This is a genomic window from Bradyrhizobium sp. SK17 (assembly GCF_002831585.1).
Classification (GTDB): Bacteria; Pseudomonadota; Alphaproteobacteria; order Rhizobiales; family Xanthobacteraceae; genus Bradyrhizobium.
Window position 1 is genome coordinate 6,446,283 of record NZ_CP025113.1, and the last position, 16,689, is coordinate 6,462,971.

Annotated in this window: 18 protein-coding genes; 10 read left to right on the forward strand and 8 right to left on the reverse strand. The window is 64.7% G+C overall.

Features of this window, described 5'->3' with window-relative positions:
* Positions 1-11 precede the first annotated feature (11 nt).
* From CWS35_RS29805 to CWS35_RS29815, 3 genes are all read right to left on the reverse strand, one after another.
* Positions 12-1,769: a serine hydrolase gene (locus tag CWS35_RS29805; protein WP_168226401.1), complete on the reverse strand. Its 1,758-nt coding sequence runs from the start codon at positions 1,767-1,769 to the stop codon at positions 12-14.
* Positions 1,770-1,901: 132 nt separating this feature from the next.
* Positions 1,902-3,860, reverse strand: a complete 1,959-nt coding sequence (locus CWS35_RS29810) for a patatin-like phospholipase family protein (protein WP_100955129.1) — start codon at positions 3,858-3,860, stop codon at positions 1,902-1,904.
* Positions 3,861-3,963: 103 nt separating this feature from the next.
* Positions 3,964-5,115, reverse strand: coding sequence for a zinc-binding dehydrogenase (locus tag CWS35_RS29815; RefSeq protein ID WP_100955130.1), 1,152 nt, complete (start codon positions 5,113-5,115; stop codon positions 3,964-3,966).
* 124 nt (positions 5,116-5,239) lie between these two features.
* On the opposite strand from CWS35_RS29815, the gene CWS35_RS29820 reads away from it, so the two are divergent.
* Positions 5,240-5,722, forward strand: a complete 483-nt coding sequence (locus CWS35_RS29820) for a hypothetical protein (protein ID WP_024582466.1) — start codon at positions 5,240-5,242, stop codon at positions 5,720-5,722.
* A 44-nt stretch (positions 5,723-5,766) separates the two neighbouring features.
* Here the strand turns inward: CWS35_RS29820 and CWS35_RS29825 are convergent, their stop codons facing one another.
* Positions 5,767-6,864: a hypothetical protein gene (locus CWS35_RS29825; protein ID WP_157817281.1), complete on the reverse strand. Its 1,098-nt coding sequence runs from the start codon at positions 6,862-6,864 to the stop codon at positions 5,767-5,769.
* A gap of 108 nt (positions 6,865-6,972) precedes the next feature.
* Between CWS35_RS29825 and CWS35_RS29830 the strand changes: the two genes are divergently transcribed.
* The 5 genes from CWS35_RS29830 (at position 6,973) to CWS35_RS29850 (ending at position 12,204) form a co-directional block, all read left to right on the forward strand.
* Positions 6,973-7,626 (forward strand): GDSL-type esterase/lipase family protein, encoded by a 654-nt coding sequence (locus CWS35_RS29830; RefSeq protein ID WP_157817282.1) that lies wholly within the window; start codon positions 6,973-6,975, stop codon positions 7,624-7,626.
* Positions 7,627-7,729: 103 nt separating this feature from the next.
* On the forward strand, positions 7,730-8,665 hold the full coding sequence (locus tag CWS35_RS29835; protein ID WP_024582469.1) for an acyl-CoA desaturase: 936 nt from the start codon (positions 7,730-7,732) through the stop codon (positions 8,663-8,665).
* Between the two features lie 277 nt (positions 8,666-8,942).
* The gene (locus CWS35_RS29840; RefSeq protein WP_100955132.1) at positions 8,943-10,502 is read left to right on the forward strand and encodes an FAD-dependent monooxygenase; all 1,560 of its coding nucleotides are present in this window, start codon (positions 8,943-8,945) and stop codon (positions 10,500-10,502) included.
* 137 nt (positions 10,503-10,639) lie between these two features.
* Positions 10,640-11,257 (forward strand): PilZ domain-containing protein, encoded by a 618-nt coding sequence (locus CWS35_RS29845; protein WP_024582471.1) that lies wholly within the window; start codon positions 10,640-10,642, stop codon positions 11,255-11,257.
* Between the two features lie 332 nt (positions 11,258-11,589).
* Positions 11,590-12,204, forward strand: coding sequence for a transglutaminase-like cysteine peptidase (locus tag CWS35_RS29850; RefSeq protein WP_100955133.1), 615 nt, complete (start codon positions 11,590-11,592; stop codon positions 12,202-12,204).
* A 128-nt stretch (positions 12,205-12,332) separates the two neighbouring features.
* Here the strand turns inward: CWS35_RS29850 and CWS35_RS29855 are convergent, their stop codons facing one another.
* Positions 12,333-12,743: a hypothetical protein gene (locus CWS35_RS29855; protein ID WP_100956790.1), complete on the reverse strand. Its 411-nt coding sequence runs from the start codon at positions 12,741-12,743 to the stop codon at positions 12,333-12,335.
* A gap of 100 nt (positions 12,744-12,843) precedes the next feature.
* Here CWS35_RS29855 and CWS35_RS29860 point away from each other — a divergent pair, with 100 nt between their 5' ends.
* The 3 genes from CWS35_RS29860 (at position 12,844) to CWS35_RS29870 (ending at position 14,676) form a co-directional block, all read left to right on the forward strand.
* On the forward strand, positions 12,844-13,440 hold the full coding sequence (locus tag CWS35_RS29860; protein WP_157817283.1) for a TetR/AcrR family transcriptional regulator: 597 nt from the start codon (positions 12,844-12,846) through the stop codon (positions 13,438-13,440).
* Positions 13,441-13,490: 50 nt separating this feature from the next.
* Positions 13,491-14,036, forward strand: coding sequence for a bifunctional 3-hydroxydecanoyl-ACP dehydratase/trans-2-decenoyl-ACP isomerase (gene fabA / locus CWS35_RS29865; RefSeq protein ID WP_371682809.1), 546 nt, complete (start codon positions 13,491-13,493; stop codon positions 14,034-14,036).
* 148 nt (positions 14,037-14,184) lie between these two features.
* Positions 14,185-14,676 carry a hypothetical protein gene (locus CWS35_RS29870; protein WP_100955135.1) on the forward strand — a complete coding sequence of 164 codons (492 nt, stop codon included), beginning with the start codon at positions 14,185-14,187 and terminating at the stop codon, positions 14,674-14,676.
* A gap of 413 nt (positions 14,677-15,089) precedes the next feature.
* Here the strand turns inward: CWS35_RS29870 and CWS35_RS39205 are convergent, their stop codons facing one another.
* The 3 genes from CWS35_RS39205 to CWS35_RS40205 all read right to left on the reverse strand — a co-directional run bounded on the left by CWS35_RS39205 (position 15,090) and on the right by CWS35_RS40205 (position 16,365).
* On the reverse strand, positions 15,090-15,239 hold the full coding sequence (locus CWS35_RS39205) for a hypothetical protein (protein WP_157817284.1): 150 nt from the start codon (positions 15,237-15,239) through the stop codon (positions 15,090-15,092).
* 200 nt (positions 15,240-15,439) lie between these two features.
* A complete protein-coding gene (locus CWS35_RS29875) occupies positions 15,440-15,916 on the reverse strand; it encodes a hypothetical protein (RefSeq protein WP_100955136.1) in 477 nt (158 codons plus the stop codon).
* 155 nt (positions 15,917-16,071) lie between these two features.
* A complete protein-coding gene (locus CWS35_RS40205) occupies positions 16,072-16,365 on the reverse strand; it encodes a hypothetical protein (protein ID WP_245438738.1) in 294 nt (97 codons plus the stop codon).
* Between the two features lie 86 nt (positions 16,366-16,451).
* Here CWS35_RS40205 and CWS35_RS29885 point away from each other — a divergent pair, with 86 nt between their 5' ends.
* A complete protein-coding gene (locus CWS35_RS29885; protein ID WP_100955137.1) occupies positions 16,452-16,688 on the forward strand; it encodes a hypothetical protein in 237 nt (78 codons plus the stop codon).
* Position 16,689 lies beyond the last annotated feature (1 nt).

Genomic DNA, 16,689 nt, shown 5'->3' on the forward strand with positions numbered 1-16,689 from the left:
GGATCAGGCGGTCACGGCGCGGTCGCCGGCGCGCCGGCATCGTCGTCCGCGACGCGCGCCGCGACGAAGATGCCGTTCGGCTGGTGGAAGACGATCTCGCTGACGTCGGCGTCGTCGCCCTTGAACTCGACGACGAAGCCTTCCAGTTCGGCGATGCGGAAACGCCGGCCCTGCAACGGCTCGAGATGGTAGGCGGATTGAAACTCGATCTTCAGCACCAGCCTGTCCTGCGCATCCAGCGTAATGCGATGGAACACCGCGCCCTTGTAGCGGCCGACGCAGCGCGCCCGGAACGACGGGTCGGTGCACTCACCACCCGCCAGCCGCGTGAACACGATGTCCTTCACCATCACCTCGAGCGGCGCCGACAGGCTGATGATGTCACCGTCGCGATCGGTCAGGAAAGTGATGGTGAGCCGGTCGGGCAGCAGCCTGTCCATGATCTCGGGCAGTTCGAAGGTCTCGTAGTGCCGGTGCGCGAGCGGCGCGGCCATGCCGCGCCACCCCCAATGTAACGCGCCGTCACGCTCCACAATCGACATCACGCCGTAGCCCGGATGTTCGTAGTCGGCGGCATAGGCCGCGAGCGGGTGCGCGGGATGCGTGCCCTTGTGGCGTGACGCCTCGTGCGCATCCTTGTCGGCCTGCATATGGTCAATGAATTCGTCGCGCTGCTTGCGGAAGCGCCCGCGCCAGTCGACAGCCTCGCGGCCGCGCAACCGGTCGATAATAGACCAGGTCAGCGCCGGCGGCACCTGGCTGGGGCTACGGTTGGTCAGCACGACGACGCCGATGCCGTGATCCGGCAGCAGCGTCATCAAATGGCCCCAGCCGGTCCAACCGCCGCCATGCCAGACCATCCGGTCGCCGCGATAGCTATTGCTCTGAAAGCCGAGACAATAATGCCCATGGCTGAACTCGGCGTATTCCGACGTCCCGACATGAATGCGCGGCGCCAGAAGGTCGCTGGTCAACGCCGCCGGCAGCAGGCGCCGGCTGTCGACCTCGCCCTTGCCGAGGTGCAGCCGCATCCAGTTCGCCAGATCCGCGGCCGACGTGTTGATCGCGCCGGCCGCAGTGGTGCGGATCGGCAGCCGCAGGCCCGGCAATCTCGTATCGTCGTGCATCATGTAATAGCGCGCCGCACCTTCGGTCGCCTCGAGTTCGTCGAGCGAGAAGCTGACGGTCATCCCGAGTGGGTCGGCGAAGCGGGCGCGGATGAAACGCTCGTAGCTTTCGCCGCTGACGCGCGCGATCAACAGCCCGAGCGCATTGTAGCCGAGGTTGCTGTACTGCCACTCGGTCCGGATATCGCGGCTCAGTTCGAGATGGCGCATCGGCGCCAGCAGCTCGGCCGGCGAGCGATCGCCGGGAAGATGCACCCAGTCGTGACGCGGCAGGCCGTAGCGGTGGCTGAGCAGGTCCTGAATCGTAACCCGGTCGGTGGCGACGGGATCGCTGAGCCGGAACTCGGGCAGGTAGTCGCGGACCGGCTTGGTCCAGTCGAGCCGCCCTTCGCTGTGCAGCAGTGCGATCGCACTCGCGGTAAAGGTCTTGGTGATCGAACAGATCACCATATGCGTCGCCGGCGTCATCGGCAGGTCGGCCTCGACATCACGCTGGCCATAGGCCCGGGTCAGCGTCACCACGCTGTCCTGCACCACCGCGAGTGCCACGCCGGGCACCTTCCAGTCGGCCATCGCATCTGCTGCGAGGCGATCGATTTCGGGCAGCATGGCCTCGATCGCGGCACTGGGGGCTTCAGACATGTCGGCCATGGTCGGCTATTGCTTCCGTTGCAATCAGCGTTCAGGCAAGTCGCTTTTACAAGGCTGTTATGTCACCGGTCGCGATCAGGACACAATGGCCAAGTTTCGCGGACAGCTCTGTGGTTTCGCCGCTCACGGCAGAAGGGGTTCGCCGAACACCGCTGTGTTCACTGCGGATGCCTGATCCGCGCCGTCGCTCGCTCCTGTGACCGCGCCCGTTTCCACACCCCTGGCCGACGCGACGATCGCCGCAATGGCGGGGTCGCGCGCCGCTTCCAGCCCGGCAATGGTCTCCCTGGCCCAATGGTACGACGACTGGAAGATCTCCTGATGACGGTCGAAATCGGTCACGTCGATGCCGTCGGGCGTCGGCGGGCGCATCACCATGTCGAGCGGCGTGGTCGGCAGGGTGTCGTAGCGCTGGTGCGCGACGAGGCTGCGCCACAGCACGTTGACGGCGCTCGGCGCGGCCGGAAGCGCCTTGCGCCGGAACGGCATCAGCAGCGATGCCAGCAGCTCGAACCGTCCCGGCAGCGCGGCGTAGTCGACGTCGAACATCTCGGTCGCCGGCTCGCCGAAATGGACCACGAGATTCGGCCCGCTCTTCATCTGATGCATCGGCCCCAGCGGAACGTTGTCGACCAGGCAGCCGTCGACCAGCATCACGCCATCCCTGGTGTAGAACGGCGGCAGCAGGCCCGGGATGGCGCTGGAGGCGCGTACCGCCTGCCACAGCAGGCCGGTCCTGATCAATTCGAGACTGTGCGTCGACAGGTTGGTGGCGACCGCGGCGAACGGCCGCCAGCAGTCCTCGATCCGGCAGTCATGGCCGTACTGATCGGCCAGCGCGGCATCGAACGCCTTGTGGTCCAGCAAGGCATAGCGCGGCCAGGTCGGGCGGCGAAAGCTGCGGCTGGAGACGAAGATCTCATGGGTGCCGCGCTCGAGATGCTCGGCGTCGTAGTTCTTGGCAAAGCCCGCCGCCATCGCCGACCCGACGCTGGTGCCGACGAAGATGTCGAACATCACGCCGCGCTCGCGGAACGCCTTGTAGACGCCGACATGCGCCGTGCCGAGGCTGCCGCCGCCGCCGGCGACGAAGCCGACCGCGCGACCGCAGAGAAAGCGGACCAGGCTGTCGATATCGATCATGTCCTCGAGCGCGACGTGATGATGCATGAAGCATGGCAGCCGCGCCAGCCAGGCCGCGGTGCCGCTGACCTCGCTTCGCCGCCGGTCATGAACGCGCACCAGACGCCGCGCCGACGCCGGATGCACGCCGCAGGCGAAGCTCTCGATCTCGGTCAGGACGGGCGCGGGCGCATCGCCGCGGCAGGCGAACACCACGAGGTCGGCCTGGCGAATGGCCTTGCGCGACCAGTCCGAGGCGCCCTCGCCGCCGACATAGACCACCAGCGGCGCGTCATACTCGATCCTGTTGAGCCAGTCGGCGACCTCGGAGGTATCGAGCGCGCGCCCGGGAAACATCGCCTCGAGCCGCGCGAGGTCGACGATCTCGGCACCGGCGGCAGCAAGGCTGTTTCGCAACCGCTGTTCGAACTCGGGCGGGACTGGCCGGTGTCCGCCCGTGACCAGCGCCACGGTGCGCGCCTTCGGCGACGCGCGGGCCGGCAGCAGCCGCGCGGTCTCGGTGGCAAACCGCCGCGCGAGCGCCGCCAGCACGGCCTCGACGATGGCCGGCGCGTCCTGCGCGAGCTTGGCATAGGCCGCGCGCGTCAGCACCATCACGCTGGTGTCGCGGATCGCGATCACATTGGCGGTGCGCGGGATGTTGGCAAAGAACCCGACCTCGCCGACCAGTTCGCCGGCACGCAGCTCGGCGATCGGCTCGGGTTGATCGGTCCGGTACACCGCGAGCGCGCCGTGCAGCACCAGGAACAAGGCGTCCGAGGCACCGCCCTGCTCGACCAGCAACTGGCCGCGCACCAGGTCGCGCCGGGTCATGGCGGCAAAGGCGATCACCCGCTGCTCGGCGCTCAGCGTCCTGAACAGCGCGAAGTCGTCGGAGGGGTTTCCCCACGCAAACGTCGCGCCCGTTGCGTGCGTCGGCGGCACCCGGTTCGATTGCATGACCGGATGTTAGCGCCGCGCAGCCGTCCCGGCGAGCGATATCGCGCCTTAAGCAGGCATCGCGCTCGCCGGCATTGGACGCACTGCAACAGGATCGCTGCGGTCAGCCGACCAGATCCGGCCACGGCACGATGGTCGACTTCACCGTCTTCATCGCCATCGCGTCGGCGACGGCGCGCGCGACGCCATCCTCGGTGAAGGGATAGATCGTCTGCATCTCGAGCCAGGGGTATTTGTCGCGCGTGCGGTAGAGCATGTCGACGCCGAGCGGCAGGTCGTTGCCGGTGAAGCCCCAGGAGCCGAGCACGTTGAGATCCTTGGTGCAGATGCGGTGCCACGACGTCTCGATCGAGCCGGCATCGGTGAACTGGCCCATCTCGACATAGGTGCCGCCGTCGCGCAGCATCTCGATGCCCTCCGGACCCGCGGTCGGATGGCCCGAGCAGTCCATCACGAGGTCGGCGCCGAAGCCACCGACGATGTCGCGCACCGCCGCGATGCGTGCCTCCGGCGTCCTGAGCTGCTCGATATCGACGGTCGCCTCCGCGCCGAACTTGCGCGCCAGCTTTAGCCGCGGCGTCTCCGGCGCGCCGACGCAGATCACGCGCCCTGCCCCCATCTCCTGCGCCGCGGCAACCGCGAGAATGCCGATCGGCCCGGAGCCCTGGATCACCACCGTGTCGCCCCAACTGAAGCCGCCGGCACGCGTGGCGCGATTGAAGGCGCGGATGCAGGAGGTCAACGGCTCGGAGAGCGCGCCGAGCCTGAGCGACATGTCGTCGGGCAATTTGTAGATCTTGGTGCCCGGCAGTATGTCGAGATCGACATAGACATATTCGGCCCAGCCGCCCCACATGTGCGGCGGCTTGTCGAAGCCGAGATAGCGGCCGTAATAGACCGGCGTCAGGCACTTGTTGGCGCTCTGCGGATAATGGATGCAGTAATAGCAGCGGCCGCACGGCATCAAGGGCGGGATCATCACCTTCGATCCCACCTTGAGCGGCTTGCTCATGAAATCCTCCGAAAATTCCGGACCGCATTCGACGATCACGCCGCCGAGCTCGTGGCCGAGCGTGAACGGCCATGGCAGCGGCTTCGGCCAGTGCCCTTTCAGGATGTGCAGGTCGGTTCCGCAAACGCCGCAGGCGCCCACTTTGATCAAGGCCGCCTTTTTGCCGACATCCGGCCATGGCACCGTCCGGATTACCGGCTTGGCTCCTGGTCCCTCGTGGGTGCAGACGCGGATCTGCTGCATGGTTCGCGCTCCCTGGTCTTGTCGTTGGGCCGGGTTCGGCCGCGACGACATTAAGTCAGGACGATCGAAATGTCATGAAGGCGGCTTAGAGCGAACAGGATTGCAGCATCGCGGGGACGGCGACATGAATCCGGGTATCGAAGCTATCGTTGGCGTCTACGTCAGGCTGGGCGAGCTGGACACGCTGGAACGCATGAAGGCGCATCGCCTGAGCTTGCTGGACCAGTGCGTCGATACCGAGCATTTCAGCTTCGACGTCACGAGATCGACCTATCAGAGCGACCTCGAGGTGATCGAGGCCGGTATGGAAAGTCTCTATGGCGAGATCTCCGGCCATGTCGACGCCTTCAACGAGAACAGGATTGCCGGCTGGGCCCTCTACGACCAGCACCCCGACAAGCGGGTCAGGATCGAGATCTACATCAATGACGAGCTGGTCGCCGAAGTCGTGGCTGATCAGTTCCGCAACGATCTGCTCAAGCTCAACAAGGGCGACGGGCACCATGCCTTCACGTTCGTGCCGCCAGGCGGGACCTATCAGCCGCCGCTGCGGCTCGAGGTTCGCGCGGCGAACAAGAAGGTCCTGAAGATGGTCGCCGTCGAATAGGCAATCGGCGCCGCAACCACAACCACCTGTCGGACACAACACAGTCATCGTTCCCAGCTAACCTGCGCCAGCTTGCGCGCGCTCTTGGGCGCCCAGCGCAACATCTGTCCGTTCGCGGGACGCCGCGACCCGTAGGTGAAGAGATCATACCCCCGCTCCACCATGATCTCCGATGCCTCGACGAAGCCGAGATCGTCTTCAGGCGCCTTCGTGCTGTGAAAGGTCGTGTCGCTCTCGGTCGCGGCGCCGTCGACGACCGTCAGTGCAATCGTTCCATCTGCGTCCCGCAGCGGCTTGCAGATCGGAACCAGCCGCACCTCGACGGGTGTCGGATGATAGGCGCGCAGCCGCAGGTTCTTGTTGAATTTCCGGTCACCCTCGATTTCAAGCACGCCCTTGCATGCCGCCGAATTGAGCATCATGCCGCTTAATGCGCTGATGCCTCCGAGCTTCAGCTCATAGCTCTTGCCCCGCTCCAGACGCACGCCCCTGAACTCGATCAAGGACGTCTTGTAATTTGCCACGGGCGCCGCGAGCCGGTCCTGCAAATTGATCACCTCGAAACGTGTGATCGGGAACATCCTGTCCACGGCAACCATCGGCATCGCCCGAATTTCGTCGATCAATTCCTTCAAACTGTCAGCGATCAGTTCCGACAGTTCCACCCCGGGATGGCTCGGGTCCTTGTAGAGAGTTTCCGGGCGTCCGGTTCCGCCCTCGAGAAGCTGCGCGATGCAATCGCGTACATCGAGATAGAACCACTCGTTTCGTTCAAAGACCGAGATGCAGTTGGAGATCAAATGCTTGGAGTATTCGACGGTGCTCACCGGGATGCACACGAAGATCGGTTCGCATCCGTTCCGCTTGGCGCTGTGTCCGATCCATTCGATCCATTTCACCACGTCGTAAAGCCCGATCGCACCGGCCGACAGCAGCGAGAAGTCGATCGCGCACATGTCGACGATGCAGAATTCCGCGTTCCGAAAGAACGCGCGGTCGGCAAAATACGGGCCAAGCAGTGAAGGGCTGGCGCCGACGCGCCCCGTCGACACCACGTCGATCGGCTGATGACGATCTAAAAATTTGTTGAAGAAGCCTTCCTTGAGAATGCTGTTGGATTGACCCAAGATCGCGATCCTCATCGTCATTCACTCCCCAACGGCTGTCAGCATATGCGCAAACTTCGAACCATCCCGGTTGCATTGTCAATCGTTGCAATGGCCACGATCGCGTCAGTCGGTGCCGCGCCATTGAGCGGACCTGCGTGCGACGAGGCGGATCAGCAGATAGCGTCGACGCCGACGATCCCCGATTCCGCCAACGCGCTTCGGCGCGACCTGAAGAATGTCGGCTCGCTGCCGGCCGACGCGTCGATCGTGTTGCTCGGCGACTCCCTGGTCGAGGCCTGGCCGCAGGACCTGTCGTCCTCGCTCGCTGCCGGACGTCCGGTCCTGAACCTCGGGGTCGGCCGCGATCGCATCCAGAATACGCTCTGGTTGCTGACGTCGTTCGAGCAACAGCTCAAGCGCGTGCAACCGCAATCCGTCATCCTGCTGCTCGGCACCAACAACGTCTACCTGGACAAGCCGTGCGGCGTCCGGCTCGCCTTCGACCACGTGTTCGATCGCATCAGCCGGATATGGCCGAAGGCCCGCGTGGTGCAGATCCTGATCCTGCCGCGCGGACCGAACATGACGGGCGCAAGGGAAACCATCTCGGAAGTCAATGCGTCGCTGCAATCGCGCGAGAAGTCGGTGCAGAAGTACCGCGTCCTCGATGCCTCGGCGATCGCCTGCCGCGACGGCACGCCCTGCGCCAATTATCGCGACGACCTGCTCCACCTCACGCGGACAGGATATGAGGAGTTGACGCAGATCGTCAGGACCAATCTCAACGGCAACTGATCCGGTTCAGCCGCCTCGGATTCTCGACGAGGAGCGATCTTCCTGACGGATTGACAGCGATGGGCGCCCGGTCCCACCCTGCGGTACAACCTCAGGCGAAGGAATGAGTCTGCAACCCGGCTCCGAACGAATCTTCACGGATGCCAGCACCGATCCGCTGGATGGGCGCGTGCGCTGGGCTCCCGCCAAGTCATTGTGGCTCAGCAGCATGACCGCCGTTGCAATCGTGTTTGGGCCGCTCACATTCTCCTGGAGTGCGTTCGCGCTGTTCATCGTGACCAGCGCGATCACGCTGTGCTTCGGGCATTCGGTCGGCATGCACCGGCGGCTGATCCATGCGAGCTTCGACTGTCCGTTGTGGCTCGAGCGGCTCTGCGTCTATCTCGGCACGCTGGTTGGAATGGCCGGTCCCTACGGCATGGTGCGACTGCACGATTTCCGCGACTGGGCACAGCGCCAGTCCATGTGTCACGACTATTCCTGCCACCGCGCCGGCTTCTGGCGCGATGCCTGGTGGCAGCTGCACTGCACGCTCGTGCTCAAACATCCGCCGGCATTCCAGCTCGAACCGCGGCTCGCCGCTGATCGCTTCTACGCCTTGGTCGAGCGGACCTGGATATGGCAACAACTGCCATGGGCGCTGCTGCTCTTTTCGCTGGGATCATGGAGCTGGCTGGTCTGGGGCATTTGTGTGCGCGTCAGCGTCTGCGTCACCGGCCACTGGCTGATCGGCCACTACTCGCATCGCCAGGGCAGCCAGACCTGGATCGTCGAAGGCGTCGCGGCCCAGGGCTACAATGTCGGCATCGCCGGGCTGATCAGCATGGGCGAGAGCTGGCACAACAATCACCATGCCTATCCGGGCTCGGCGAAGCTTGGCCTGCTGCCGGGCCAGATCGATCTCGGCTGGTGGCTGATCAAGGCGTTCGAGGCAGCCGGGCTGGCAACCAACATCAAGACACCGGACGATCTTGCGCCGCGCCCGGGTGCACGCCGCGTCGATGGCGGGGGCAATGCCGACACGGTCGCCGCGACATAGCAGCGGCCAACTGCCCGCACGACGGTTGCATATCTGGCGCCACGCCGCTATACGGCTCCCCGTCGGAAAAGGCAGACTTGGTTTGGTAAGCCCAAGTCCTTTCGTGGACGAACTGCTTTCAAAAGTGCAGTCCTTCGGAAACGAATGCTCTGGTCTCCTGCCTCGTGCATGAGATCCCCACGACGAACACCGGACGCCTTCAGTGCGTCCATTGTTCGTCCGTGTGGTTCTCAACCCGACGAACCGCTCCGGTCGAACACCGACAGAGGAGCAGTTCATGCACAACTCTCACCCCGTTTCCCATGATGTCGTGATTGCAGGTGGCGGCCCCGTCGGCCTGTTGCTTGCCTGCGAGCTGCGGCTGGCAAGAGTCTCGGTGTTGGTGCTGGAGCAGGCCGCGGACCCGAGGTCGCCATTGAAGCGGCTGCCATTCGGCATGCGCGGACTTTCATCACCCACCATCGAGGCGCTCTACCGCCGCGGCATGCTGGACGACATCGCGGCACTTCAGCGCGCCAAAGATGGCGCGCACCGCGGCGCGTCGCATGACGCGCATCGCCAGCAACCGCAGCGCCAACCGGCGGGCCATTTCGCGGGCATCCAGTTCTACCACGACACCGTCGACAGCTCGAAGTGGCGGTATCGCCTGCCAGGTCCGGCCGGCACCAGCATGGCGATCGACATGGAAACGCTCGAAACCGTCCTGGCCACGCGCGCAACCGCCATGGGCGTCGAGATCAGGCGCGGCCTTGCCGTCGAAGCGTTCGATCAGTCGGATGACGGCGTGGCCGTTCGCGCCGATGGCGAGACGTTCCACGGACGCTGGCTGGTCGGTTGCGATGGCGGCCGCAGCACGGTGCGCAAGGCTGGCGGATTTGCCTTCGTCGGCACCGATCCCGAGTTCACCGGCTACTCGGTCGACGTCGAGCTGACCGATCCGGACCAGCTCCGCCCCGGCCGCCACTACACGGCGACAGGCATGTACACCTACGCACGGCCCGGCACGATCGCGATGGTCGCGTTCGACGGCGGCGCTTTCCACCGCACCCAGCCGATCACGCGCGAGCATGTCCAGGCGATGCTGCGCCACATCTCCAGCACCGACGTCACCCTGACCGCGCTCAGGCTTGCGACCACCTGGACGGATCGCGCCTGCCAGGCGCCGGACTACCGCCGCGGGCGCGTGCTGCTCGCCGGCGACGCCGCGCACATCCATTCGCCGCTGGGCGGCCAGGGCCTCAACCTCGGACTTGGCGATGCGATCAACCTCGGCTGGAAGCTGGCCGCCACGATCCGCGGTGACGCGCCGGCCGACCTGCTCGACAGCTATTGCAGTGAACGGCATCCAATCGGAGCGCAGATTCTCGATTGGTCGCGCGCCCAGGTCGCGTTGATGCGGCCAAGCCGAAGTTCGCGCGCGCTCGAGGCCATCATCCGCGATCTCATCGACACGCCCGACGGCGCGACTTATTTTGCCGAGCGGCTGTGGGGCATTTCGCAGCGTTACGATCTTGGCGGCAGCCATCCGCTGGTGGGCCGCAGCGTTCCCGATTTCGAGCTCCGCTGCGGGACGAGACTCGGCGATCTGCTCAGCGATGGGTGCGGCCTGTTGCTCGACTTTGACCCACGCCGGTCCTTGCGAGCGATTGCCGATCGCTGGCGGAGCCGGGTCAGCTATGTCGCAAGCGACGCCAAGGATCGGCTGGGCTTGACCGCGGTACTGGTGCGTCCCGACGGGTTTGTGGCTTGGGCCACAGACATCGAGCCGGATCTGAAGGAGACTGCTCAAGCCGCGGCACGATGGTTCGGAGAACCTGACGCAGCATATGAGTCCTAACACCCCTGGCTACGGCGCATGTGAATTTCGCTGAGCGCTCCGTGTCCGGGTCCCTATCTCACAACCGTAACGCCCCGTTAACCCTATCAGCTTTAGGGTCATCGGGGCTCCGAATGGACGGTGGCCGGGTTGTCGTGATGTCGTTTGCACAGAAGAAAACTACCGTCGTCCCTGTTGCCGAGGAGCGGCGCCGCTTCCAGCGCGTCAAGGTGCACCTGCTCGGCCGCTACATGCTGCCCGACCGGCGCGAGTTTCCCTGCCAGATTATCAACATGTCCCCGGGCGGGCTCGCGCTGCTGGCGCCCGGCATCGGCAATGTCGGCGACCGCGTGATCGCCTATCTCGACCACATCGGCCGGGTCGAGGGACGGATCACCCGCATCATCGACAACGGCTTCGCGATGACGATCGGCGCCACCGCCCGCAAGCGTGACAAGCTCGCCGCCCAGCTCACCTGGCTCGCCAATCGCGACATCCTCAACCTGCCCGAGGACCGCCGCCACGACCGTATCGTGCCGCGCAACCCGATCGCCCTGCTCACCCAGGAAGACGGCACGCGGATGACCTGCCGCATCATCGACCTTTCCTTGTCCGGTGCGGCGATCGCCGCGGAGAACCGGCCGCCGCTGAAGTCGCTCGTGATGCTCGGCAAGGTGCAGGCCCGCGTGGTGCGAAATCTCGAAGAAGGCTTCGCGCTCGAGTTCGTCCACGAGCAGTCCGCGGAAACGCTCGAAGAGAGCGTTACCGCGAGGTAAAGCGAAAAGCGGCTCAATACCCCCATTTCAGCGCGCGAAGGCGGCCACCGGTGCACCGGTGGCCGCCTTCGGCGCATTTGGTCCGGTGAAATCGGCGGTTAACGGCGGACGGGTTTGCCGCAACAAACCACGCTGGCGCAGCGCTTGCCGCGTTAATGCATAAAATTTGAATCAATTGCAGTTGTTTCAAATTTTACGCGAATTCGATTCAAGTACAGTTCGAATTCGCCGCAGGTTTTACCAGTATTCGCGTCAAATCTACTTTGCGTACTTAGCGGCGGCGCAAAAGCTTTGTGCGACATGTGGTCCCAACAAGAAGAACGGGGGCCACGATGTTTGGGTTCAGGGGACAGGGGAAAGGTTTGGCGGTTGCCGCCATTCTGTTTGCGACGTGCGTGTCGGCCAAGGCCGGCGACGTGGTCTATGCCAGCCTGGGCGATGTTACGCGTTCGCCGATCGGCTGGGTCGAATTCTGCGCCGACAATCCGGCCGAGTGCCGCGGCAGCGCGACGCAACCACGCGACATCGTGTTGTCGCAGACCGCTTGGCGCGACCTCGTTCGGGTCAACAAGTGGGTCAACGAGACCGTCAAGCCGATGACCGACATGGATCATTGGGGCGTGATCGAGAAATGGTCGTTGCCGACCGACGGCTACGGCGACTGCGAGGACTACGTGCTCCTGAAGCGCAAGATGCTGATGGACGCCGGCTGGCCCCGCGAGGCGCTGTTGATCACGGTGGTGCGCGACAAGAAGGGCGAAGGCCACGCGGTGCTGACGGTGAAGACCGACAAGGGCGAATTCGTGCTCGATAACCAGAACGAGAGCATCGTCGCCTGGACGGAGACCGGCTACCGCTTCGTCAAGCGGCAATCGCAGAGCGATCCCAACGTGTGGGTCTCGCTTGGCGACAACCGCCCCGCAGTTTCAACCGCAAGCTCGCGCTGAGCGGCAACAAGGAATCGAGTTCGCGACCCGGTCACATCCCCACCCCTCCCCGTCCCAGACCGGTTCGCGCGCGGCCAGGCTCCCCCAAGCCTGGCCGCAACCTTTTTGGGGACGCGAAAGGCCGATGATCAGAACAGACCTTCGAGAAAAGCCGCTGTCTCGTCCGTGATGCCGACGATCTTGTTGGTGGCCTGCCGGTAGAACTTGAAATTGAGTTCGGTCTCCGGCCGGCCGTCGTCCCAATCCTTGAAGCGCTTGAGCTGGTCGCGCCCCAACTTCTGCTTCGCGAGTGCGACGCGCCGCACTGCGATGCTGACTCGCGGCGTTTGCCGCGCGACACCAGCCTTCCGCGCCACCGGCTCGGCCGACGTCACGACCGCGCGCGCGATCAGGCCTTTGCCGCCCTCGTTCTCGCTCGCGAACACGAAGACGGTGTCGCCCGTGGCGATGCGCTTGCCGCCGTACATGGTCTTCTGCGCGGTGAAGGTGAAGGCCTTCGCTTTCAGATCGCGGATCTCGGTCTTGATCGCATATGCCATCGCATGCCTTTCGCCGCTCCGCCCCGCCGTCCCGCGCCACGGCTTGACATCGTAGCACCGTCGCGCTTGAATTGAATTCAGTTCAATGATCGAGCGGGCCATGGACGCGACCAGCCAGGGGACACGGCAACGGCTGCTCTCGGCGGCGCAGGACGAGCTCATCGCAGGCCATGGGCATCTCGAGATGCAGGCCGTCGCCAGGCGGGCGCAGGTCTCGGTCGGACTCGCCTACCACCATTTCGGATCGAAGGCCGGTCTGATCGCCGCCGTGGTCGATGACTTCTATGAACGCCTCGACGAGGCGGCGTTCGGCGGCGCCAAATTCTCGGCCCGGAGCTGGTCCGACCGGGAAAAGCAGCGGGTCGGCGCCTACGTCGCGTTTCACTACGACCACCCGTTCGCGCCGCTGGTCATCGGACCGCTGAGCCGCGCGTCGGAGGTGCTCGACGTCGAGACCGACTTCACCAGCCGCCAGCTGGCCGCCGGTGCCCGCATGCTTCAGGCGGCCCAGCGCGACCGGATCGTGCCCGGCGACATCGACCCTCACCTGACCATCGCGCTGATGATCGGCGGCATCCGCCAGGCGCTGATCGGCGCGCTCACGGGCGAACGGCGCCCCGATCCCACCAAGCTGGCCGACGAGATCTGGGCCTTCATGGCCGCGGCATTGCGCCTGCCGCCGGATCGCAAATCGTAACGCCAAAGGCCGCGCGCCGAGGCCGAGCCTAAGGTTCACCCTTAACCCCAATGTCGGTGGCCATCTTGTTCAACCCGCACGATTTTCACACGCCGCAATCGTCCTACGGCAAGCCGGATCTGCTGCGTTCGAGCGAAGGCGGCTATTTCGGGCCAGGCAACGCGCAATTGCCGGCACCGCCGATGCTGATGATGGACCGGATCACCGCGATCAACCTGGACGGCGGCGCTTTCGGCAAGGGCCATGTCGCCGGCGAACTGGACATCGTGCCGGAGCATTGGTTCTTCGCCTGCCACTTCGCCGGCGATCCCGTGATGCCCGGCTGCCTTGGCCTCGATGCGATGTGGCAGATCATCGGCTTCTGGCTGGGCTGGTCGGGCTCGCCAGGCAAAGGTCGTGCGCTCGGGGTCGGCGAGGTCAAATTCCGGGGGCACATCACGCCCGACGTCCGGCTGGTCCGCTACGAGGTCGACATCCGCCAGGTCAGGCGCGGCCGCCTGGTGCTGGGCGTCGCCGATGGCCGCGTGCTCGCCGACGGCGCCTGTGTCTACCTCGCGAAGGACATGAGGGTCGGCCTGATCGCGCCCAAGAGTTGAGCCCGGCGTTGCCGTCGTGCCGCAAAAGCCCTTTGCATTTGCGGCGAATTCGACCGATCCAGGCGTCACCTGCTTGGACCGCCCGGGTTTTGCCCGCGCCGGGGTTGTGGTATTCGGAACCTTTCCAATGATGTCCGGTTCTGGTCGCATGGTCGAACTTGCTCCCCGGAATTCCCAAGCCCGCAACCTGATTGGCGTGCAGCCGATCGCGATCGGCGTGGTGGCGCTGGTGCTCGTGCTGTTCGGGATCGGCTCGATCGCGCTGTGGCGCGCCTTCACCGGCAATGCGCCTGAGACCGACCGGATGGTCGCAGCCCGCCAGTTGCAGGCCCGCACCGCGCAGGTCTCCGAGGCCTTGGTGGAAAAGACCAAGGGGATCGAGGAGACCCAGCAGGAATCGATCGACCAGTTGCAGGTGGTGCAGGATCAGTTGCAGACCATGCGCAAGCAGTTCGCCGCGCAGCAGGCCGACGCCAAGAAGCTCTCCGATCAGGTCGCCGCACTGACCGAGCAGGTCGAGGGTCTACGCCAATCCCTGGCCAGCGCACAGGCCAACGAGCCGTCGGCCGAACCGGCCCCGCGCACGCGCTCGAAGGCAACCCGCAGCGCCAACCGGAAACGCCACGGCTCCCGCGGCTGATGGCCTCCGCAAGGCTGGCACCGAGCGTCGGCGCGGCCATACAATTGCGCCAAATCCCGAGCAAGATCAGCATCTAACGCGGAACTTTCGCATTCCAGTACCGTTGGTTCGACCGCGCTGGAGTGCCCGTTAGCGTGAATTAATCCGGACTTTGTGAACTGGTTCACATATCGGACTTCGAATCCGAGTCATCTTCATGTGACCGGATGGCGTGAGCCGATTTCAATATCCGGGGCTGGCAAGGTCGTTGACGGTATACTACGTCGACGGCCTTGTTTTTTTAGGGCCGATTTTCCAACCCGTGGTTTCGGCTTGCCCGGAGGGCACGACGGCGGCCGGGCTTGTTCGGCAAGGCCGACAGCCCCCGCTCCCACACCCCGACGCTGGATCCAGTCCGCTTACCGGCCGCGGAGCTATTCGTCGCGACCGCGCACGCTGCGATCGCCTCTCAGCCGCAGCCTTGCAAGCTTCGGTTCGAGTACGTGGAGCATGCAGATCAACGCAACGGCGAGGGCTGAAACAACCACCATGAACAACAATGTCAGATCAGGAATGGTCAACATGTTCGCTATCCTCTGAGGGCCGGCTCCAATCGCAGCCGGCTCTTCTGCCGTGACGTGTTCACGCACAAACTGCTGTCGCAACACGAAGCAAGCGGCGTACCAACGGCCGCGGCCCCGGCAAGCAGAACGCCGGGGCCGCGCAACGATTCCAGGACATCAGCATGGCGATCCAATGGATCGGCCATGCTTCAGCGGATGGCTCAGTTGCAAACCTGCACGGGCCGGACCTGCCGGCCATACGGCGTCAACACCACGCGGCGCACGACGTAGCAACCGCCGTCACCGTAGCCATAACCATAGCCGTCGTCGTAGCCGTAACCGGCGTAATAGGGATTGTTGTAGTAGCTGTCATAGTAATCGTAGGCGCCGTAGCCGAGCCCGAAGCCGATCGCTGCCGCGGCAAACGGATAGCCCCAGCCGCGCCGGTAATAGCCGCCGTGCCAGCCTCCACCATGCCAGCCACCGCCGTGCCAACCGCCGCCGATCGCGGCCGACCGGAAACCACCGCCCCCGCCCATGGCGCGGAAAGCGCCGCCATGAAAGCCGCCACCACCGTGGAAACCGCCGCCACCATGGAAGCCGCCGCCACCAAATCCGCCGCGTGCCGACGCAGTGTCGACCGTGAGCAGGCCGACCGAAGCCGTCGCCAGCAAGGCAATCATCGTTTTACGCAACATCACCCGTTACTCCTTTTCCAAGGCTTTCCTTTTCAAGCCTCCTCCGCCGCGTCCCGCGCATGCTAACCCAATGTAGGATCGCGACTTCCTCCGCGCGCCTATGCCGCGCTCACTTCTGCGCGACCCACGTTCATCGAGGGCGCAGAGGTCAAACGTTAACAGCCGCGGCAGATGCCTTTCATCCGACGGTCGACCGTCCTGTTCTCGTCGGCGATGGCCTTGTCGACGCTTTCGGTCGTCGCCGCCGCACCGGTGGTGACGCCCTCGCCGCTGTTCAGCCGCCCCGACGATTGCGCGGTCCCGGCGCTGTTGGTGCCCGGCGATGAGGTGACTTGCGGCGATATCGGGCTGACTGACGAAGGGCTGCCGGTGCCTTGGCCGAAGGTAACCGCAGGCGCCAGCAGAATGGCGATTGTCGCGAGTGCAGCGGTAGCGGATAATTTGCGCATGGAAATTCTCCTTGCGGACGTCAACGAGTCCGCAGAACGCCGGTTCCAGCGCGCGTTCGAGCAATACAGTTTGGGAGCAATGCAATTTGCGCAAGCTGATCGAGTTCGACGACGATACGTTCGACAAGCTGAAGCAGCTGGGACGCGACCGGATGGCGACCTTGCAAGAGCTCGCGGACGAGGCTTTCGCCGACCTGCTCAAGAAGCACGGTATTCCGATCGACCTGAAGGATGCGCTGCGCAAGAGCGTCAAGCTTCAAGATGCAGCAAAGCCGCCGCGTGCAGCGCCGAAGACCGCGCGCAAGCAGGGCCGCAAGCGTTGAG